Origin of the sequence: Pseudomonas nabeulensis, assembly GCF_004682045.1 — a bacterium.
Classification (GTDB): Bacteria; Pseudomonadota; Gammaproteobacteria; order Pseudomonadales; family Pseudomonadaceae; genus Aquipseudomonas; species Aquipseudomonas nabeulensis.
The window spans coordinates 144,249-164,194 of sequence record NZ_QUZT01000004.1 but is presented as its reverse complement, the minus strand read 5'-3'; the positions used below and the strand labels follow the sequence as shown (position 1 = coordinate 164,194).

General features: G+C 57.8%; 24 protein-coding genes and 1 pseudogene. 9 read left to right on the top strand and 16 right to left on the bottom strand.

Annotation, left to right across the window (positions count from 1 at the left end):
- Positions 1-5 precede the first annotated feature (5 nt).
- Positions 6-983, top strand: a complete 978-nt coding sequence (locus tag DYL61_RS04150) for a methyltransferase (protein ID WP_045792175.1) — start codon at positions 6-8, stop codon at positions 981-983.
- Positions 984-989: 6 nt separating this feature from the next.
- Positions 990-2,108 carry a carboxylate-amine ligase gene (locus tag DYL61_RS04145; protein WP_078828207.1) on the top strand — a complete coding sequence of 373 codons (1,119 nt, stop codon included), beginning with the start codon at positions 990-992 and terminating at the stop codon, positions 2,106-2,108.
- A gap of 38 nt (positions 2,109-2,146) precedes the next feature.
- Here DYL61_RS04145 and DYL61_RS04140 read toward each other — a convergent pair whose 3' ends face one another.
- Positions 2,147-2,401, bottom strand: a complete 255-nt coding sequence (locus DYL61_RS04140) for a metallothionein family protein (protein ID WP_078828208.1) — start codon at positions 2,399-2,401, stop codon at positions 2,147-2,149.
- 318 nt (positions 2,402-2,719) lie between these two features.
- Entirely contained in the window at positions 2,720-2,902 is a 183-nt protein-coding gene (locus DYL61_RS04135; RefSeq protein ID WP_057428464.1) for a con-10 family general stress protein, read from the bottom strand.
- 356 nt (positions 2,903-3,258) lie between these two features.
- Here DYL61_RS04135 and DYL61_RS04130 point away from each other — a divergent pair, with 356 nt between their 5' ends.
- From DYL61_RS04130 to DYL61_RS04115, 4 genes and pseudogenes are all read left to right on the top strand, one after another.
- The gene (locus tag DYL61_RS04130; RefSeq protein WP_073637678.1) at positions 3,259-3,519 is read left to right on the top strand and encodes a hypothetical protein; all 261 of its coding nucleotides are present in this window, start codon (positions 3,259-3,261) and stop codon (positions 3,517-3,519) included.
- Between the two features lie 166 nt (positions 3,520-3,685).
- Positions 3,686-4,570 (top strand): manganese catalase family protein, encoded by an 885-nt coding sequence (locus tag DYL61_RS04125; protein WP_078828209.1) that lies wholly within the window; start codon positions 3,686-3,688, stop codon positions 4,568-4,570.
- 65 nt (positions 4,571-4,635) lie between these two features.
- The gene (locus tag DYL61_RS04120; RefSeq protein WP_027616390.1) at positions 4,636-5,145 is read left to right on the top strand and encodes a ferritin-like domain-containing protein; all 510 of its coding nucleotides are present in this window, start codon (positions 4,636-4,638) and stop codon (positions 5,143-5,145) included.
- Positions 5,146-5,277: 132 nt separating this feature from the next.
- Positions 5,278-6,774, top strand: a pseudogene (locus DYL61_RS04115) (histidine kinase famiy protein); the annotation flags it as partial.
- On the opposite strand, the gene cyoE reads toward DYL61_RS04115, so the two are convergent.
- From cyoE to cyoA, 5 genes are read right to left on the bottom strand one after another with little or no spacing between them, the layout of a single operon-like run.
- Positions 6,707-7,726, bottom strand: coding sequence for a heme o synthase (gene cyoE, locus DYL61_RS04110; RefSeq protein ID WP_420825061.1), 1,020 nt, complete (start codon positions 7,724-7,726; stop codon positions 6,707-6,709). The pseudogene DYL61_RS04115 and the gene cyoE sit on opposite strands and share 68 nt — an antisense overlap.
- Positions 7,684-8,022: a cytochrome o ubiquinol oxidase subunit IV gene (cyoD, locus tag DYL61_RS04105; RefSeq protein ID WP_135307302.1), complete on the bottom strand. Its 339-nt coding sequence runs from the start codon at positions 8,020-8,022 to the stop codon at positions 7,684-7,686. The genes cyoE and cyoD overlap by 43 nt, the downstream gene beginning before the upstream one ends.
- A 1-nt stretch (position 8,023) precedes the next feature.
- The gene (gene cyoC / locus DYL61_RS04100; RefSeq protein ID WP_027616394.1) at positions 8,024-8,638 is read right to left on the bottom strand and encodes a cytochrome o ubiquinol oxidase subunit III; all 615 of its coding nucleotides are present in this window, start codon (positions 8,636-8,638) and stop codon (positions 8,024-8,026) included.
- Positions 8,639-8,641: 3 nt separating this feature from the next.
- Positions 8,642-10,615, bottom strand: a complete 1,974-nt coding sequence (gene cyoB / locus DYL61_RS04095) for a cytochrome o ubiquinol oxidase subunit I (RefSeq protein ID WP_034103402.1) — start codon at positions 10,613-10,615, stop codon at positions 8,642-8,644.
- Positions 10,616-10,617: 2 nt separating this feature from the next.
- Entirely contained in the window at positions 10,618-11,541 is a 924-nt protein-coding gene (cyoA, locus tag DYL61_RS04090; RefSeq protein ID WP_027616396.1) for a ubiquinol oxidase subunit II, read from the bottom strand.
- Between the two features lie 401 nt (positions 11,542-11,942).
- Here cyoA and DYL61_RS04085 point away from each other — a divergent pair, with 401 nt between their 5' ends.
- The gene (locus DYL61_RS04085; RefSeq protein ID WP_135307301.1) at positions 11,943-12,257 is read left to right on the top strand and encodes a hypothetical protein; all 315 of its coding nucleotides are present in this window, start codon (positions 11,943-11,945) and stop codon (positions 12,255-12,257) included.
- A gap of 133 nt (positions 12,258-12,390) precedes the next feature.
- A complete protein-coding gene (locus DYL61_RS04080) occupies positions 12,391-13,722 on the top strand; it encodes an APC family permease (protein ID WP_167497933.1) in 1,332 nt (443 codons plus the stop codon).
- A gap of 90 nt (positions 13,723-13,812) precedes the next feature.
- Here DYL61_RS04080 and DYL61_RS04075 read toward each other — a convergent pair whose 3' ends face one another.
- Both DYL61_RS04075 and DYL61_RS04070 read right to left on the bottom strand, forming a co-directional pair.
- Complete coding sequence (locus DYL61_RS04075) at positions 13,813-14,982, bottom strand: zinc-dependent alcohol dehydrogenase (protein ID WP_054068926.1); 1,170 nt, start codon at positions 14,980-14,982, stop codon at positions 13,813-13,815.
- On the bottom strand, positions 14,982-15,755 hold the full coding sequence (locus tag DYL61_RS04070) for an SRPBCC family protein (RefSeq protein WP_238704523.1): 774 nt from the start codon (positions 15,753-15,755) through the stop codon (positions 14,982-14,984). Before DYL61_RS04070 ends, DYL61_RS04075 begins: the two co-directional genes overlap by 1 nt.
- Positions 15,756-16,263: 508 nt before the next feature.
- On the opposite strand from DYL61_RS04070, the gene DYL61_RS31515 reads away from it, so the two are divergent.
- Complete coding sequence (locus DYL61_RS31515; RefSeq protein WP_073637676.1) at positions 16,264-16,533, top strand: DUF6555 family protein; 270 nt, start codon at positions 16,264-16,266, stop codon at positions 16,531-16,533.
- 50 nt (positions 16,534-16,583) lie between these two features.
- On the opposite strand, the gene DYL61_RS04060 is transcribed toward DYL61_RS31515, so the two are convergent.
- The 7 genes from DYL61_RS04060 to DYL61_RS04030 form a co-directional block, all read right to left on the bottom strand.
- Entirely contained in the window at positions 16,584-16,799 is a 216-nt protein-coding gene (locus DYL61_RS04060) for a hypothetical protein (RefSeq protein ID WP_027616401.1), read from the bottom strand.
- A gap of 196 nt (positions 16,800-16,995) precedes the next feature.
- Complete coding sequence (locus DYL61_RS04055) at positions 16,996-17,235, bottom strand: DUF2934 domain-containing protein (protein ID WP_027616402.1); 240 nt, start codon at positions 17,233-17,235, stop codon at positions 16,996-16,998.
- A 29-nt stretch (positions 17,236-17,264) separates the two neighbouring features.
- Positions 17,265-17,816, bottom strand: coding sequence for an ATP-dependent Clp protease proteolytic subunit (locus DYL61_RS04050; protein WP_027616403.1), 552 nt, complete (start codon positions 17,814-17,816; stop codon positions 17,265-17,267).
- A gap of 53 nt (positions 17,817-17,869) precedes the next feature.
- On the bottom strand, positions 17,870-18,220 hold the full coding sequence (locus DYL61_RS04045; protein ID WP_027616404.1) for a con-10 family general stress protein: 351 nt from the start codon (positions 18,218-18,220) through the stop codon (positions 17,870-17,872).
- 331 nt (positions 18,221-18,551) lie between these two features.
- Positions 18,552-18,725 carry a con-10 family general stress protein gene (locus tag DYL61_RS04040; protein ID WP_027616405.1) on the bottom strand — a complete coding sequence of 58 codons (174 nt, stop codon included), beginning with the start codon at positions 18,723-18,725 and terminating at the stop codon, positions 18,552-18,554.
- 536 nt (positions 18,726-19,261) lie between these two features.
- The gene (locus tag DYL61_RS04035; RefSeq protein WP_054068923.1) at positions 19,262-19,501 is read right to left on the bottom strand and encodes a hypothetical protein; all 240 of its coding nucleotides are present in this window, start codon (positions 19,499-19,501) and stop codon (positions 19,262-19,264) included.
- Entirely contained in the window at positions 19,498-19,800 is a 303-nt protein-coding gene (locus tag DYL61_RS04030; protein ID WP_081010148.1) for a hypothetical protein, read from the bottom strand. The genes DYL61_RS04035 and DYL61_RS04030 overlap by 4 nt, the downstream gene beginning before the upstream one ends.
- Between the last annotated feature and the right edge of the window lie 146 nt (positions 19,801-19,946).

Genomic DNA, 19,946 nt, shown 5'->3' with positions numbered 1-19,946 from the left:
TGCCAATGGTCGACTCACTGTGCCCAACGCCCTCCGGGTCATCGGCCCAATCGCATGCTGATCGGGTACTGCTCAATCTGGGCCGCCGCCTGCAGGCGCAGGGCTATCGCTTTATAACGCCCACACCGCTGACCCATCAACGGGTCATGGCGCGTTGGGATAATGCACCGGCTAGCGATACGCGCGGGATATTCGGTTGGTCGCGGCCCTTCGATGCTGAGGTTTTCGAGGCTGCCGAACGACAGGAACTGCAACAGGCTGAAATTATCGTCAAGACGCATGGCCGCTGGCGGAGCCGGGTGCGGTGGTCGAATCTGGGCCCGTTGCTGTTGGCGCATTCGGCGTTTCCGACAGAAGCCGCTGATGCGGTTTTTTTCGGCCCCGACACTTACCGCTTCGCCAGCGTAATCGAAGAGAGCTTGCGCCAACGCTTCGCGCCGATCCGCCGCGCCGTGGACATCGGCTGCGGTTCGGGCGCCGGTGCCTTGCTGGTGGCGCGCGCCCGGCCTGACGCAGAGGTGCTCGCGGTGGACATCAACCCAAAGGCGTTGCGCATGAGTGCGGTCAACGCCGAACTCGCCAACGCACCGAACGTCAGCGTATACCACAGTGATGTGCTCGACGGCGTTGATGGTCGCTTTGACCTTATCCTCGCCAATCCGCCCTACATGAAGGACAGTCAGCAGCGGTCCTACCGCCACGGTGGTGGTGAATTGGGCGAAGCGTTGTCGCTGCGCATTTTGCGCGAAGCGCTGCCCCGTTTGGAACGCGATGGCACTTTATTGCTCTACACCGGGGTGGCAATGGTCGATGGCCGCGATTTGTTCCTTGAATCCGCTCGCGCCTTGTTGAGTAGCGATGCTTTTGGCTGGACCTACCATGAGCTTGACCCGGACGTGTTTGGCGAAGAGCTGGAAAAACCAGGGTACGAGCGCGTCGAACGCATCGCAGCGGTGGCGCTTTCCGTTACTCGACTGAGTTGACTGCGTATGGATCGCACTCAGCGCTTTGGCATTGAAGAAGAATATTTCATTACAGATCTGCGCAGTCGGCGAATGCTCGCCGAGCCGCCAGCTCATGTGCTTGCGGCGTGCCGCGAGGTCATCGGCGATGGCTTCTCTTATGAGATGTTCCAGGGCCAGGTCGAAGTGGCGTCTCCAGTGTTTGACGACGCCGCAGAAGCGGCCACTTACCTGGGCCGGGTGCGCCGCGAGTTGAGCCAGGCGTTGGCCGGATATGGACTGGGGTTTATATGCAGCGGCGTACACCCATTGGCCGATTGGCGGGCGCAACGTGCTACGCCTCAGGTCCATTTTCAGCGCTTGTTCGAGGAGTTCCAGATCGTCGCGCAGCGCAGCGTGCTCAGTGGTCTGCATGTTCACGCAGAGATCCCGACGGGTGTTGATCGAATCGCAGTGCTGAACGAGGTGTTGCCCTGGTTGCCGATGCTGCTGGCTCTGAGCGTTTCATCGCCGTTGTGGCAGGGTCAGCCCAGTGGGTATTGCAGTTATCGGCAAGTAGTCTGCGATGAGTGGCCGCGCATGGGTATCCCTGAGTTTCTATCGGATGAGCAGAGCTTCGAGCAATACCTGGGCTTATTGAAACGTAGCGGGGCGCTGGCAAAGGATGCAAATGTCTGGTGGGGTTGCCGGCCCTCGTTGAGCTACCGGACGCTCGAGTTGCGCATGACCGACGCGTGCCCGCGTTTGAGCGACGCGTTGGTCCTGGCGGGACTGTTCCGGATCATGATCAAACACGCCTGCCAGATGCCGGCACCCGGCAGCCAATACAGCCTTGAACGTCTTTGGCTGCTTAAGGAAAATCGCATTCGCGCTCGTCGTTGCGGACATCATGGGCGCTTCACGCTGGCTCCGGACACCGAGGCAATATCACTTGAACAGTGGCTGATTCTGGCTGAGCAGCAATTCGGCGAAACCGCCCGTGTGTTGGGAGAAGACGTCGTGTTCGACCACGCACGGCAAATGCTGCGCGACGGCAGCAGCGCCGAGCGTCAACTGCGCGTCTTTAGTGCACAGTCTTCGCCCGGACTGCAAGGCGGGCAAGCAGTGGTTGACCTGTTGTTGGAAGAAAGCCGGGAGAACCCGTGAAAGTGCTGTCCGGCAGATTGAAATCTGCGCTAAAAAAACTAAGGGGAAATAGGATCACTGGCGGGGAACGTTTCTTCGATAGCTTCATCGAGCTGGCTGTCGCTTATGGCACGCTCATGGAGGGTGACGCTCGATTCGCAATGGCAGTCAGCGGCCGGGCAAGGTTGCCCGTGTGGGTGCAGGTTGGCACACGCTTGACTGCAGTAGCGCTTTCCGTCCCGTTGATGGTCTGCCAAGGCGTCGCACTGACAAGTAGCGCAAGCGCATTGACCGAGATGGGTAGTGTTTGACATGGTATCTCCTTACTGCCGATCTCCTGGTTTAAGTTGCCTGATTTTCATCAGCGCCAAGGAAGTTTTAATATAAAGATGGGGCCGTAGGCGTGGTTATATTATTGGCCTTGAGTTTACGTCAAAATAGGCTGCCGAGCAGGGGGCAACGGTGCTCCGAATAGTACAGAAGTGCTGCTTCTCGCCGACAGTCACCCGGTTTGTTTCGGTCAAGCGATCGATAAGGAGCTATCGACGGCGCCGGTATATCCGGTTACGCCGCGGTTATGAGCACGCCGAAACGAGCCTCAAAGGGCGGCGAGGCCGCCCTCTGTATGAGCACTAAGATCCCGACTTTCGGCCGCCGCCATGGCTGTGTTGACCGCCCTTGCGTCCTGCTTCAGACGCTTTCTCGCGGTCATTGGCAAAGTTTCCGCCCGATGATTGGCCGCCTTTTTTCCCGGCTTCGGAAGCTTTTTCGCGGTCGTTAGCAAAGTTGCCTGGATTTTTGTTGCCTGTAGTCATGAGAGTTCTCCATTTACTAAGGTAGCGCTTCGTTAGTTTCCCATTTTCTGCAATGGGCATTTACTGGGATGTCGCTCGGCGAAAAAATGTTTTAAGAATTTTACCGGAAGGCGACAGGCGGTAGTTAATAATACGTATCTCATAGAGTGCCGATTCTGAGAGGGCGCTAGATATTAATTTGATGGCAGCCACCGATCGCTCCGCTTCGCTTAGTTGGCCTCACCCATACTTTTCGCTGAAGCTTGCACTTTTAAGTCGGCACGTCGGGAATACCTGGCCGTTCGTCTTTTACATGGCACCGCAAACTGCTGGGCGATACCAAATGGTTTCATACGTGTACACAGGAGAAGCTTGCTATGAACCATGACTCATCCAATGGTCAAGACCTGCCGCCGGAAAAGTCGCCTGAGCCGAATGAGGATGGTTGCGTCCTGGGAACGGCCGGGCGCAACGAAGATCCGAACGCAACAACTGACTGGGACCACCCCGATGACACATCACCTGAACGGGCGCCTGAGGAGCCAGACGGTGGAAAAAATCAGGGTGTCACGCTTCCGCCCAACGGCACCCCTGGGATAGACACCGTTCCTTGCCCGCAGAACGACGACGGGAAGTGAGCCTACAAATGCTCTAGGCCACGGTTTCGCTTGATGCGCAGCACTCGACCGCTGGTCGCGCAGCAAAGGTTTATTTTGAAATTTATCAACAGGGAGGCGCCTCACAAAAAGGTAGGCAGCGCTCCAACCGGGCGCTGCCCCTTCTTAAGCCTGAGGAGATTTGTTCATGTTTCTACATAACAAGCGACTTCAATACACCGTACGTGTGGCCGAGCCTAATCCGGGCCTGGCCAACCTGTTGCTGGAACAGTTTGGCGGCGCTCAAGGGGAGCTGGCGGCAGCGTCCCGCTACTTCACCCAGGCCTTGGCTGAAGACGATCCGGGCCGCAAGGATCTGCTGATGGACATCGCCACCGAAGAGCTCAGCCATCTGGAGATCGTCGGGTCCATCATCGTGATGCTCAACAAGGGCGCCAAGGGGCGAATAGCCGAAGGTGTGGAAGAGGAGGGCGAGTTGTATCGCTCCCTTAACGGCGCCGGCAATGACTCTCACATCACCAGCCTGCTGTACGGTGCCGGTGCTCCATTAACCAACTCCGCGGGAGTGCCCTGGACAGCGGCCTATATCGACACTATCGGTGAGCCCACCGCGGACATGCGCTCCAATATCGCGGCCGAAGCCCGCGCCAAAATCGTCTACGAGCGGCTGATGAATGTCACGGATGATCCGGGCGTAAAAGAGGCGCTGGGCTTTTTGATGACGCGGGAAATCGCGCATCAATTGTCTTTTGAAAAGGCGCTGCATTCGATCCAGCCGAACTTCCCTCAAGGCAAGCTGCCGGGCATGCAGGAATTCACGCAGGTTTATTACAACATGTCCCAAGGCGCGGAAAGTATGCGTGGCCCGTGGAACCAGGGCGAAGAGTGGGAGTTCGTGGAAAGCCCGCAACCGGCGGTCGACGGTGGTGATGGCTTGGCCACTGTGCAACTGAATGCCGATGACGAAGCGACATTGAGCGCGATGAAAATCCGCACCGCCTCGGACGCGACGAGCGACCCCGTTACCGGCGCTGACCTGGGCTCGGGAATGCAACCAAAACCCGAAATTTGAAGCTTGGCAGCCGCACGCTTTCGGGCGTGCGGCGCCTGCCATTTTTTATCAAGAGGACTAACGACATGGCGACTCCACAGGAAAACCTGCTTGATTGGCTACGTGATGCCCATGCGATGGAGCAGCAGGCCGAAAAAATGCTCAAGGCGCAATCCGAGCGCCTGGAACATTACCCCCAGCTCAAGGCACGGATCGACCAGCACATTGAGGAAACTCTCGGCCAGCAGCAACTTATTGACCAGTGCCTGGCACGTCTGGGCGGCAGCTCATCGACCCTGAAAGACATGGGGGGCAAGCTGATGGCGTTCGGCCAGGCAGTCGGTGGCTCATTGATGAGTGACGAAGTCATCAAGGGCGCGATGGCCGGTTACGTCTTCGAAAACATGGAAATTGCCAGCTATACGGCGCTTATCGCCGCTGCGAAAGAGGCCGGTGATTCGGAAACTCTAGCGGCCTGCGAAAAGATCCTGCCGCAGGAAATCGCCATGGCCGAGTGGCTGCTACAGCACTTACCAGAACTGACGCAAGCGTTCCTGCGTCGCTCAGCCGACCCCGACAAAGCAGCCAAGCGCTGACGTAATGCGCGGCGCCCGACCGCCTGCGGCGGGCGCCTGTTCAGCGCAGGGTGGCACTGCGCGACGTTTTCACGGTCCATGGAACACGCACCACGTAACTGGAGGTGAACCTTGGCAAGCAAGAAAAAGCCCGTGGTCGACCGTATCGATCCGGCGCGGCTCTCTTCCAGCCGCAAAGACCTGTTTTTCGCGGCGATGGAAACCAGCCAAAGCGCGATGATCGTTTGCGACCCGGCACAAGCCGACAACCCGATCATCTTCGCCAATCAGGCGTTCCTGAGGCTGACGGGGTATGAACAGGGTGAAGTGATCTGGCGCAATTGCAGGTTTCTGCAAGGACCTGAAACCGATAAGCGTGCGTTGCGGCAAGTGCAGCATGCGATGACATGCCGCCATGAGGTATGTGTGGAAGTACTCAACTACCGCAAGGACGGTTCGACGTTCTGGAATGAACTGTTCATTTCGCCGTTGTTCAATGAGAGCGGCCAATTGGTGTACTTTTTTGCCTCTCAGCTTGACGTGAGCCGGCGCCACGACGCAGAACTGCGCGTGCGCCGCGTTCAGGACCTGGAGGCCCTAGGGCAACTGACCGGCGGCATCGCCCATGACTTCAATAACCTGCTGCAGGTGATGGTCGGTTATCTCGAACTGATCCAGCAGAGCGCCAAGCGCCCCGGTACCGACCCGCAGCGCATTCTCAACAGCGCCAGCCGCGCCAGGGCCGCCGCCGAAAAAGCTCAAACCTTGACCCAACAGCTACTCGCGTTCTCGCGCAAGCAACGTCTCGACAGTCGCGTAATCAACCTGAACACCTTGCTGAGCCGCACCGATTTTTTGGCGCAGACACTGCAGGATGTCCAGCTGCATGTGAATCTGGCTGAGGACCTGTGGAACTGTCGTATTGACCCTGCGCAGGCGGAGCTGGCGGTGCAGCATTTGTTATCCAACGCCCAGGATGCGCTAGGAGGACATGGCGAGCCGACCGTGACAATCAAGACGTGCAACGTTCAGGTTCCGGGCGATGCCAATGCGCAACGCGACGGCTTGGCCGAAGGCCGCTACGTGGGCCTCTCGATCAGCGATAACGGCAACGGCATCGATGAGAGCGTCCAGGAGAAAATCATGCAACCGTTCTTCACCACCAAGGAAGAGGGCAAGGGTTCAGGTCTGGGATTGTCGATGGTGTATGGCTTCGTCAAGCAATCGGGCGGTACTGCACGCATCCATTCCTACCCAGGCGTTGGCACGACGGTATGCCTGTATTTTCCGGCGAACGACAGCCAGCTCTGGGTCGAGCAAACGCCCGCGACTACTTCGCTTCAAGGCGACGAGCACATCTTGATTGTGGAGGACCGGCCCGAAGTGGCCGAGCTCGCGCAGGAGGTTCTGTCTGACTACGGTTATAGCACCGACATTGCGCACACTGCCGCCGAGGCGCTGGATCGGCTCGCCGGCGCGACCTATGACCTGGTGTTCAGTGACTTGATCATGCCCGGCCAGATGAATGGCGCGGAACTCGCGCGCGAGATAGTGCACTTGTATCCGCATACCAGGGTGCTGCTTACGACGGGCTATGCGAAAGACTCGCTGGAGCGCGCGGATATACAGGTGCATGAATTCGAGTTGATTGCCAAACCCTACCAGCCCGCTGATCTGCCCAGGAAGATTCGCAGCTTGCTCGACACAGCGTGGACAGCGCCAGCATCAGGTTGAGGATCATCACCAACAGAATCGAGAAGCCGAAGATCGAGCGCGCCCAGCGCGCTGGATCGACCCGGCGCACGCTGCTGTTGGCCAGCGCCAGCCAGTAACCACCCAAGGCGCTGATCACGGCGAAATACAGCATGCCCATCTGGGCTACCACTCCCAGCAGCAGGGTGCTGGCGAAGAAAGCCAGGGTGTACGCCTGTATTTGCCGGTGGGCTTGGGACAGGGTCAGCAGCGGCAGGCGCGCTGCGCGGAAGTCTTCGCGGCGCATCACGGTGATGGCGTGTGAATGGGGCATCTGCCAGCAGCAGAACACCAGCACTAACATCATCGCCGTGGCGTCGAACCTTGCGGTGACCGCGCAATAGCCGATCACCGGCGGCATTGCCCCGGAGAGGCTGCCGACCAAGGTGCCCCAGTGGGAACGGCGCTTGAGCCAGAAGGTGTAGACCCCCGCATAGATCACCAGCCCGACCAGCGCCAGGCAGCACGCCAGCAGGTTGCTGCCCGCCCAGAGCAGGCCGAAACCACTGACGCCCAGTGCGATGGCATAGCTGGCGGCGGTGGGCACCGCGATGGTTCGCAGCGCCAGTGCGCGATGGCAGGTTCGCACCATGCGCCGATCAATGTCTCGATCGGCGCAGTTGTTAATGACACAACCGCAACCGATCACCAATGCAGTGCCGAGCAGGGTGGCAACTAGGTGCGCAGGGTCTGCCAGGCGCCCGCCGCCAGCGAGGAAATAACCCCCCAGCACCGACGTGAGATTGCCAAAAATGATCCCTGGCTTGGTCAGTTGAATTCCTGCATTGAGCAGCCCCAGCCAGTACCTCAGTGCGCCAGCATGTTGTTGTGAATACTGTCCATGATCCATAGCGAGAGCCCTACCAGCAAAAGAATGATGACCGCCGAAAAAATCAGTGCAATCAGGTTCCAGCGTTGTTCCTCGGCCGTATCCAGATGCAGGAAGAACTTGAGGTGGACCACGATCTGGATAACCCCCAGCGCCACCACCAGCCAGGCGGTGATGGTGCGCGGCAGCGAAGGGAACATCACCAGGGCGAAAGGGATCAGGGTCAGCAGCACCGACAGCATGAACCCGACCAGGTAGGAACGGCTGCTGCCATGGCTGGTACCGGCGCTGCTGTGAATCGAACTTTGCTTGTACATGTCACACCACTCCCAACAGATAGATCACGGTAAACACGCAGATCCACACCACGTCCAGGAAGTGCCAGAACAGGCTCAGGCAACTGAGCCGGGTGGCGGTGGTGTTGGTCAGGCCTTTCTGGCGAATCTGCACCATCAGCACAGCCATCCAGATCAACCCCGTCAACACGTGCGCGCCGTGGGTGCCGACAAGAGTGAAAAAAGCGGTCAGAAACGCGCTGCGGTCCGGTCCGTAGCCTTCTGCGATCAAATGGCGGAACTCGTTGATTTCCATGGCAATGAAGCCGGCGCCGAGCACGAACGTGAGTCCCAGCCAACGCAGCACCTGGCTTTGCTGGCCACGGTTCATCGCCAGCATCGCGTAGCCGTAGGTGATGCTGCTCAACAGCAGCAGCATGGTTTCAGCGAGCACATAGGGCAGTTCGAAAATATCCACGCTCGAAGGACCGCCGGCCACGCTGTCGCGCAACACCGCATAGCCGGCGAACAAGCTCGCGAACAGGATGCAGTCGGTCATCAGGTAAATCCAGAACCCGAAGACGCTCAGCGAACCCGCGTCTTCATGTCCGTGTTCCTGAGTATGAGCGATGTCTTTTTCAATCACGATATTGGACATGGATCAAGCCTCTGCCAGGTCTTTGAGACGTGCCGTTTCGATGCGCGCCACCTCTTGCGCGGACACGAAGTAATCAGTGTCTTCGTCGTAGCTGCGCACCACGAACGCGACCACCGAAGCCACCAGGCCGAACGCCGCCAGCCACCAGATGTGCCAGACCAGGGCGAAGCTGCAGATCAGCGCGAACAGGCTGATCACCAGGCCCGAGGCGGTGTTGCGCGGCATGTGAATGCTTCGGTAGTCGGTGTGGCTGAGGGTGCTCACGCCGCGCTCCTTCATGCCCCAATAAGCGTCCAGGTCATTGACCTTGGGTTGCTCGGCGAAGTTGTACAGCGGTGGCGGAGAGGCGGTGGCCCATTCCAGGGTGCGCCCGTCCCACGGGTCGCCAGTAAGGTCGCGGTATTGGTGGCGGTTACGGATGCTGACGAACAGCTGCAGAGCCTGGGAAATTACGCCGCAGAGGATGATGAGCACGCCCAGCACTTCCAGCAGCAGCCACGGCCGCCATTCCGGGTTGTCGAAATGGTTGAGGCGCCGGGTCATGCCCATAAAGCCCAGTACATACGACGGCATGAACGCGAAATAAAAGCCGATCAGCCAGCACCAGAAGGCGATGCGGCCCAGCTTGTCGTTCAAGCGGAAGCCAAAGGCCTTGGGGAACCAGTAGGTCAGGCCGGCCATGTAGCCGAACACCGCGCCGCCGATGATCACGTTGTGAAAATGCGCGATCAGGAACAGGCTGTTGTGCAGCATGAAGTCAGCGCCCGGCACTGCCAGCAATACCCCGGTCATCCCGCCGATGCTGAAGGTCACGATAAAGCCCAGGGTCCACAGCATGGGGGTCTCGAAGCGCACCCGGCCACGGTACATGGTGAACAGCCAGGTGAAGATTTTCACCCCGGTCGGCACCGCGATAATCATGGTCATGATGCCGAAGAACGCGTTGACGTTACCCCCTGCGCCCATGGTGAAGAAGTGGTGCAGCCACACGATGAACGACAACACGGTAATCGCAATCGTCGCCCATACCAGCGACACGTAACCGAAGAGCCGCTTACTGCTGAAGGTCGCGGCAATCTCGGAAAACACTCCGAACGCCGGCAGGATCAGGATGTACACCTCCGGATGCCCCCAGGCCCAGATCAAGTTCACGTACATCATCGGGTTGCCGCCGGCTTCGTTGGTAAAGAAATGCATGCCCAGGTAACGGTCCAGGGACAGCATCAGCAGGGTGGCGGTAAGAATTGGAAAAGACGCCAGGATCAGCACCGAGGTGCACAGCGCATTCCAGGTGAACACCGGCATTTTGAACAACGTCATGCCTTCGGTGCGCATCTTCAAAATCGTGACGAAGAAATTCAGCCCCGTCAGTAACGTGCCGACGCCGGATATCTGCAGTGACCATATGTAGTAGTCCACCCCGACCCCGGGGCTGTATGCCAGCCCGGATAACGGCGGATAGGCGACCCAACCGGTTCGCGCAAACTCACCGATCCCCAGTGAGACGTTGACCAGCGCGGCACCGGCCACGAACAGCCAGAAGCTCAGCGCGTTGAGAAACGGGTAGGCCACGTCGCGTGCGCCTATCTGCAACGGCACCACTACGTTCATCAGGCCGACCACGAAGGGCATGGCCACGAAGAAAATCATGATCACGCCATGGGCAGTGAAGATCTGGTCGTAGTGTTCCGGCGGCAGATAACCCGGCCCGCCACTGGCGGCCATGGCTTGCTGGGTGCGCATCATGATTGCGTCGGAAAAACCGCGTAGCAGCATCACCAGCGCGACGATGATGTACATACATCCGATCTTTTTGTGGTCCACCGACGTGAACCACTCGCGCCACAAATAGCCCCATTTGCGTTTCCAGGTAATGGTGCCCACCATCGCCGCGCCGATCAGCCCGATGAAGGCCAGCGTGTACATCACAATCGGTTCAGTGGTTGGAATCGCATCCCATGACAGTTTTCCGAACATTGTTATTGCTCCTCGGCCAGTAAACTGGGGTGTTTATCGACGCGCTTTTCAGTACCGCTCAATGGCGCTCGCCTGGTTTTATTGGCCTTGTTCATGCCTTCGTATTTATCGACGATGTCCAGGAACAGCCGCTCCTGCACTGCCGAGTAATAGGTCACGGGGTGCTTGATGGTGGGCTTGGCCAAGTGCGCATAGCTCGTTTGGTCAAGGACTGTGGAGGCGCCCTTGACCTTGTTCGCCCAGGTCTGGAAGTCGGTGGGGCTCAATGACAGCGTGGTGAAATGCATGTCGGAAAAACCGGGGCCGTTGTAGTTGGCGGCGATTCCCTTGAACTCGCCGGTTTCGTTGGCGATCAGGTGCAGCTTGGTCTGCATGCCTGCCATCGCATAGATCTGCCCTCCCAGCGCCGGGATGAAGAAGGACGTCATGGCCGCGTCGGAGGTGATGGTGAAACTCACAGGCGTGTGCACCGGCAAGGCCAGTTCGTTGACGCTGGCGATACCCAGGTCGGGGTAGATGAACAGCCACTTCCAGTCGATGGCCACCACTTGGACGTTGATCGGTGGCGTGTCCGAGTCGAGCGGGCGATAGGGGTCGAGGGCGTGGGTGGTTTTCCACGTCACCCAGCCCAAGGCGATGATGATCAGCAGCGGCACGCCCCACACTACTGCTTCGATTTTGTGGGAACTGGCCCAGCGCGGTGAGTAACGAGCCTTTTTATTGGTGGCGCGGTAGCGGTAGGCAAACACAAACGTCAGCACGATCACCGGCACCACCACCAACAGCATCAGGCCCGTGGCGAGGATAATCAGGTCGCGCTCATCGGTTGAAATCTGCCCCTTGGGGTTGAACACCACTAAGTTGCAACCGCTTAACAAGAAGACGCTGGCGAGATATGCCAGGCAATAGCCAATCGCTCGTTTCATGCCTTGCTCCTGTATGGAAAACGTCCGTTGTTACGGCGCCGAAAGTCCGGCGACAGTGTTCGTAAATTACTTAAGCGAAACGCTGGCGCTGCGCTTGTTAGTTCCTGACGCCAGGCAATACGGCGCCATCAATGGATAAAACCCATCAGCTGCCCGGATCTGTTGGCTTTCGCTGCTGCTCTGCGGTGCGTTTTTCACCGCGCTGCCGAATATTTTGAATAGACGTCACGGGGTTGGTTTAACAATTTGTTACTTCGCCTGACGAACGGCTTAACAAGCGAAACGGCACTAGAGCTTTATAGGTGCATGATGCAATTTCCCTTGTAAAAAAGACGGAATCCCTCTTAAGGCATTCAGGTCTTACTTGAAGGTCAACCCACTAACGGTCCGGGAGAACAGTTATGTTTATTCGTGGTAATACTTATAAGGCATGGGCCCAAAAGGCATTGGAAGAAGAGTGCTTTACTCAGGAAGTGGAAAACGGGTGCCATATCGAAGTCAGGGCCCGGGAGCGCGAAGACGCCGATATCGAAGTGCTGGTCAGCGTCTATACCGCGACGGGGCAATGCGTGATTGAACGCACCAGCCAGTTGCCGGGCGCCGAATGGACCGTGCACGACGCGCTCAAGCGCGGCATTGATCAGGCGGAACGGATTGCGGGCGGCGAATCGGGGCGTTTGCCCTGCGCTGACGCGCACCTGCACGAGGACGATTGACGGGGCGCCTGCGCCGGGGTTGCAGCGGAAAACGGAACTTTGGCGGCGCGTGGATTTTCCATTGTAGAGAGCCCCGCGTCAGCCGGCCCGCGCCCGCTGATTGCTGATAACAACCCCGCCGCCCGAGCCGCCCATGTCCGAGTTCAGCTTCAGCCAAGCCGCACCCACAAAACCGTCCTTGCGCCGCGCCGTGACGGGCCCGATGTTGTTTCTGTTCATTCTCGGCGATGTGCTCGGTGCCGGCGTGTACGCGCTGGCCGGCACCATCGCTGGCGAGGTGGGTGGGGCGATCTGGGTGCCGCTGCTGGTGGCGTTGTTCTTCGCCATGCTCACGGCAGGTTCGTACGCGGAGCTGGTGACCAAGTACCCCTATGCCGGCGCTGCTTCGGTGTTCGCCGAGAAGGCATTCAAGTCACCGCTGATTTCGTTCCTGGTCGGCTTTTGCATGCTGGCGGCCGCCGTCACCAGCGCGGCCGGGCTGTCCCTGGCATTTGCCGGCGACTACCTGGCGGCGTTCGTCGACGTATCACCGCACCTGGCCGCGCTGATATTCCTGATGGTGATAGCGCTGCTCAATGCTCGCGGTATCAAGGAGTCGTTGGGCGCCAACATGGTCATGACCTGCATCGAACTGTCCGGGCTGCTATTGGTGGTGGTGGCTGCGGCCTGGTGCATCCAGTCGGGCGAAGCCAACCTCGGCCGCGCGCTGGAGTTCAAGGCCGGCGTCAACCCTATGCCTGCGGTGCTGGGCGCTGCATTGCTGGCGTTCTATTCGTTTGTCGGTTTTGAAACGTCGGCTAACCTGGCCGAAGAAATACGCGGGGTGCGCAAGGTGTATCCGCGTGCGCTGTTTGCCGCGTTGGTGACGGCCGGCATCGTGTATACGGCGGTCGGTGTCGCTGCTTCAATGGTGCTGCCGATGGACAAACTGACGGCCACCTCGGCGCCGTTGCTCGAGGTGGTACGCGCCTCGGGCTTGAGTATCCCGCCCCAGCTCTTCGCCTTCATTGCACTGGTGGCGGTCGCCAACGGTGCGCTGTTGACCATGGTCATGGCCAGCCGCCTGGCCTATGGCATGGCCCGCATGAGCCTGTTGCCGGGGCCGCTTTCGCGTGTGCTGCCCAAGCGGCGTACGCCTTGGGTCGCGATCATCGCCAGCACCCTGGTGGCCATCTCCTTGACGTTGACCGGCACGCTCGCAGCGTTGGCCGAGACGGTCGTGCTGTTGCTGCTTTTCGTGTTCCTCAGCACCAACCTGGCGGTGCTGGTATTGCGCCGCGACCTCGTCGCAGAACACCATTTTCGTGTGCCGACCTGGGTGCCAGTGCTGGCGATTGTTTCCTGCCTGATCCTGCTCAGCCAGCAAGGCCTCGACACTTGGTTGCGAGGCGGCGCGTTGATGCTGCTGGGTAGTGCGCTGTACGCGTGCAATCGCCTGGCGACGCCGGTCGCGGAGCCTGGCTAAACCGCTCATCGGAGCATGGGTATCGGCATCTACGGCTCACACATCCTCCGCTGTTCGGCGTGCCAGGCATTGAAACCACACGCACGACCCTCAGGGCTTAAACACCACCCGCAGGCAATTATCGGTTTTTTCCTTGAACAGCTTGTAGCCTTGCGCCCCGTCTTCCAGGCTCATGGGATGGGTCAGCAAGTAGGCAGGGTCAAGCTCGCCTTTGCGAATATGCTCGAACAGGGTCGGTGCGTAACGCTGCCCCGGTTGCTGTCCGGATCTTAGCGTCAACGCCTTGTTGACGATCGCGCCCATCGGGAACTTGTCGAGCAACCCACCGTACACACCGACCACCGATACCGTGCCGCCTTTACGGCAGGCACGTATGGCCTGCCTTAGCACGCTGCCGCGTTCGGTGTGCAGCCTGAGCAACTGCTTGGCCTTGTCATAGGCATAGTCGATCTCGGTGCCATGCGCCTCCATGCCCACACAATCAATGCAGCGATCCGGGCCGCGTCCGCCAGTCAACTCCAGCAAGGCTTCGTGCACGTTGGTTTTCTCGTAGTTGATAGGGATCGCCTTGCCGCGTTCTTCGGCAAGGCGCAGCCGGTCGGGGTAACGATCAATCGCGATCACCCGCTCGGCGCCCAACAGGTAAGCACTGCAGATCGCCATCTGGCCAACGCCGCCGCAGCCCCACACTGCCACGGTGTCGCCGGGCTGGATATCGGCATTGTCCGCCGCGAAGTAACCGGTGGGCGCCGCATCCGAGACAAACAGCGCCTGCTCATCGCTCACGCCTTCGGGCACCTTGAACAGGTTGACGTCGGCGAACGGCACCCGCACGTAGGTCGCGTGACTGCCCGGGTAACCGCCAAAAGCGTGGCTGTAGCCGATGATGCCGCAGCATGGCTGGCCATACATCAGGTCCGTCGCCGACGGGTTTGGGTTGGAGTTGTCGCAGCAGGAGAAATCGCTGCGCTGGCACGGCTCGCAGTTGCCGCAGCCGATGATTGAGATGGTGATCACTTTGTCACCCTTGCGCAGTTCGGTGACGCCTTTGCCGACCTCGACCACTTCGCCCATGAATTCGTGGCCAATGATATCGCCGGGCTTCATGGCCGGTACGTAGCCGCCGAGCAGGTGCAGGTCCGAACCGCAGACAGAGGAGAGGGTGACGCGAATGATCGCGTCCCGTGGGTTGAGGATCGCAGGGTCGGCGACATGGTCGACTCGCAGTAGATTAGGTGCTTGCCAAGTGAGTGCGCGCATCAGTGGGGTCCTCCTTCGATAACAACGCCGGTTTTGGCTGACGGATGATCGGTTGCGACCTGGTCAGCGCCGGCGTGTACGTAAAAAAAATCATCGTCCTGTTCCGGCCTGGAGCGGTTGTTGCTGACCTCGCCGGTCTCCAGCTGCTGCTTCACTGCCTGCAGGGCGTTGAGCAAGGCTTTGTCGCTGAACAGGCTGATCGCACGCGCCAAGCCATAGCCCAACTTGGACATTGCCGGCTTGCACACCACCACCGCCTTGACCTGGGTTCCACGGCCGGCCGGGGCGGGGCTCAGCGAGACGGTAATGTCGTGAGCCCATCGCGCGTCGCCTGGTGTTTTCCAATGCAGTACATGGCGATCCTGTGTATCGATCTGCACAAGCGCGCACTGCAGGCGCCGGCCGGCCGGTGCGCGGAGCTTCCAGAGCGCGGTGTCCGGAGTCAGTTGCTCGACACTGTCGACCCAGCGCAGCAACGGGCCGATGTTCTCGGGCCTGGCGATGAAGGCAGACACCTCATCCGATGGGCGCAAGATCGTGATACTGCGCGTGATTGCCTCGCTGATCGGCCACTGATGTTCGCGGCTGAATTGTGTTTCGTAGGGGGTTGGTGTCAACACCCGCTTCAGTGCGCAGTGCCCGGCTGCACCGCGAATCACACCGTAGGCGCCCGCCGCAACCTGGAGTGCACCACTCAACCCACCCTTGCGACAGCCATGCAGTAATAGGGCAGCGCCAGCGGCCAGCGAAAGTGTGCGCTCAGCCTTGGTCATTGTGCCGCTTCGGTGCGCGTCAGGAGGGGTGTGGGTGGATATTAGTGGCTGGTCAGTCATGGTCAATCCTCCGATGGATGTGTCTGCGATAGAAAAACCTGCGCAGCTTGAGTTCCACCGCATTTCACGATTAGAGATGAAAGGTTTCGCGCCCTTGAAGTTCAAGTTACTCATAGCAGCGCATTGGGGCGCGGCGAAACAAGCCGACGTTGTGTATATAAGTGCGGCGCACTAGTCACCGGCTCGCCGAACAGCGTCACGGCTCTATGAACTGCTCAAAAAAAGCCCGCACGGAGTACGGGCAAGACAGGAGTTTTACCAGAGCCTGGAGGGAACAGGCTCAATAGTAAGAAGCGATAAAGCGATAACGGTTTGGTTTTTTTCAGAAGGCGCCGACGAATGGTCATATCCCGATAGTGCCGCAAGTTGGCGCAACTAAAAATACACATCAAGAGGGAAAATCTGAACCTTCGCGCTGCTCCAATAACAAAAATCAGAAGGAGGGCATATGAAAAATTCTTTATATATTATCGAGTACGAATACCATCATAAGCCGAGATCTTTCATTATAAGAGCGGATGTCATGAATAATGCAGAGGCGTGGCATTGGGCATCTTGCGATGCTGGGATCGGTATAATTCCTCGGTCACGCCATGAAAAGATCAAACGGGTCAGCAGACCCCTTGCAGAACGCTACGGCCTGGAGAACGTCAGGTGGCGTCCTTCTGGAAGTATTCCGTTTATTGCGCAGCCCTATGTACCACCACCCCCTGAATGAGCGTAACTTTTAACAAATACGCACACATTTGAATAGGGTGTTGGTTTGAGTCAAGCCTTATTGTTTTTTCGACGTTCCTGCAGCATGCATAACTTGAGGGCGCTGCGTTGAAGTGCATCCATCATCAAGTCCGCCAGATACTGTTGCCTGCATTGCGGGCAGAGCATCTCGGCGGCGGTGGACACCAGATAGGAGGGTTCGTCCGTCGTCGGCTCGAAGGGCTGTTTACATTGGGCGCACTGGCCGTTCGCTTGTAGACCAGACATCTTCGATTCCTCCCTGAATTAAAAGCTCACTCACGATCCATGATGAGGTGAATGATTTCAACAAAAAAAAGGAGGAGTTTCAAACAAGCGATTAATTGATATTAAAGTGCCAATATTCGAGTTTCAAAGGGAAGGCGTGCGCATGACTGTCGGCAGGTGTTACGACAGACGCGTCCGCACGCCTGATCTGGCCCGCTCAGGCTTCGAGCTTTTTGCTGCGTGCTTTTCGCGTTGTGGAGGAGGGCGCCGCCTGGCGCTTTGATTGGACCGGTACAGGCTGCGTAACACTGCTTTCGATCGTGCCCGAAGAGCTATCTATTTGCCCGGGCGTCAGTTCGTCTCTGGCTTGCAGCCAATGCAAAAAATCCTGACCGTCAGGCTTACCTTGTTGTTCCCAAATACGGTAGGCGGTGAGTCGAATCGTTTCTTCGTCCATCGTGGTGCTCCTGTTCCAGTTTAAAAACGCTAGGAGTGAATGAAGCTGCTTACAAACTCAGCCTTGATGACCGGTAGTTCGATCCCATGGATCAAGCCGGCTGTCATGGCTTGTTGCGGGTCGAGAATGCGCGGCGCCGCGATCAGGTACTTTTCTGTTTCGAGTTTTTCCCTTGCATCCCGGGTACGCTCTTCGACGATGCGCGCATACAACTGCAAGTCGTAGTCAAGGCTCATGGCGTATTCGGACATGCGCGAATGGTCGACGGCGCCTTGCACATGCCAATGAAACGGATGAAACAGAAATTTACTGTGCTTGCACGCCGTCCTGCGCTCACCGGCCAGAAAGATGATATTGCCCATCGACTCCACGGTGCCCAGATTGTGGGTGTGCACCGCGATCGGCAGCGCCAGCAGGAAGTTGTACATGGTAAAACCGTAGCTGCATTCGCCGCCCATAGTGGCGATGTTCACTACCAGGCCCGAAGCCTCTTGCTGAACGGCCAACGAGGCTTTTTCGATAAGTTGGCTGCAGGTAGAGGCGGTGACCGGCCCGGTAAAGTTAATGACGTGTAAAGGCATGGTGTCCTCCGTCCATCAAGGCAGGGGAGCACGGCTCCCCTGAATCAAGCACATTAACCGTTGCGTCCGCCACCATGGCTGTTCTGGCCGCCTTTACGACCAGCTTCCGCGGCTTTCTCACGGTCGTTGGCAAAGTTGCCGCCACTGTTCTGGCCGCCTTTGCTACCTGCTTCGGCGGCGCGCTCGGGATCATTCTTGAAATTGCCCCCGCTGTTCTGGCCGCCTTTGCTACCGGCCTCGGCGGCGCGCTCGGGATCATTTTTGAAATTGCCGCCGCTGTTTTGGCCACCCTTGCTTCCGATCTCTTGATAGAACTCTTTGTCATGGGAAGCCGAAGTTGCATCGCCGCCTTTTTTACCGGCTTCGTTGACGCTCATTTGATTTTGCTTGTCGTTAGTAGTCATTTCAGTAATCTCATCGTTATGTCGTTGATATATATTTCATCTCGATCTACAGGCACCTAAATACTGATGGTCGCTCAGGTTATAAATGCCTTTCGCACAGCGGTAGTGTTTGCGACGCATCGACAGTCGCTTCAGCGAGTTCCACGACGCGCTGATGTTCGTAACACGGCAATGTGTTCGCGCGTTGGCTTTCCCCCGCGTCAGTTCGCACTTGCGTGCTCGGCTGGTGAGGCAAAACGCTTCGCTGATAGTCTGGTGATGCACGCATGCTTAGTTCTCCTTTGCTATTAACAGAAGGGGCAGCATTGCTGCCCCCTTGTGACCACGCTTACTACTTGCGGCCGCCGCCATGGCTATTCTGGCCACCTTTACGGCCAGCTTCCGAAGCCTTTTCGCGGTCATTGGCAAAGTTGCCGCCAGATGCCTGGCCGCCTTTCTTTCCCGCCTCGGAGGCTTTTTCGTGATCGTTGGCGAAATTACCTGGGTTTTTATTACTGGTCGTCATAATGCTACTCCAACTGTAATTGAGGTTTCGCTTAAGCCCGTTTATTGCAACGGACATAGTTTCCGATAAGGGCGACCGTCTAAATGTTTCGAGATTTTTTAAAAAGGACGATGAACGGTCTTTGATTGAGAGAAACTTGTACAGATGCGCGGTGTTCGCGCCGCTTCGTATAAGTTTTTACTTTAGGTGGGGCGGGAGTGATATTAAATTAATAGCAATGGTTGCCGCTTCGCTTAGTGTCGAAAATGCTTTTAATTGAGGGCTCTTGTACGGGTCGACTACCGAAAATACATCACGGAGGTTTAGACGCTTTATGCCAAATATATAGGTATGAAACAGACTGATCGTGGGGCGGGGCTGGCCAGGAAAGCGGAGGCTAGCAAATGACCTGAAGCTCGCACCGACCCCTCGAACCGCCAATAATGGATTTGATTAAAGAGTAACGCCCCGTCAGCTCATTTACCCGCCGACGCGCAGCATTCCGCCAGCGCGTGTTGAGCTCTTTTCAGCGGCCCGATACTGTCCCTTGACGATGGTCAATCGGCACCTACCAAGGCACGGCTGCGGCCAACCTGTTTTTGCAGGCAACGCTGACCCAGATTTTCGGCAAGCGAGGTTTCGGCCAAAATCGCCTCTTCACGAAGTGCTGTCTCCAGCGCCTCCAAATGCCGCGCAAGTATTTTTACCGATCCGCTCAAATTGGCGGGATCGAAAGGAATTTTACCATTAGCAATCAGAATCATCGCCAGGTCCCAGGCGCGCTGAGAATTTTTCATTCTGCAATCTCCTTTTCGCGCCTGGCAGCTTTTCCACCGTCGGCGACCACGCTTACGGTGGGCAATGGAAAATGCTTGTTGAGCACGCCAAGATGGTCAATCGCTTCACGGAAAAGCGCTTCGGCTTTGCCGCGAAGGCGCAGATATTCATCAAACATTTCGCTATCGAAATCAGGCTGCTCCAGCAGGTCGAATGCGCTGCGGCTTAGGGCGTTGGCCTCGTTGAAAAGCTTCTGATTCTGCTCCATGGCCAACTGGCGGCAGGCCATCGTTTTTTCGTCGATGTCGTTGTGTTGCATGGCTTGAATCCTTCATCAGCAGGTCTCTGTATAACTGTGTGACCCGCTTGCAAAGCCCGTGTATCAAAATGGTTTTCTCTGAAATATCGATTAATTCAACGATTCAGTTTGCCTTAAATTATCGTCTTTTTAGATGGAGCTACGCG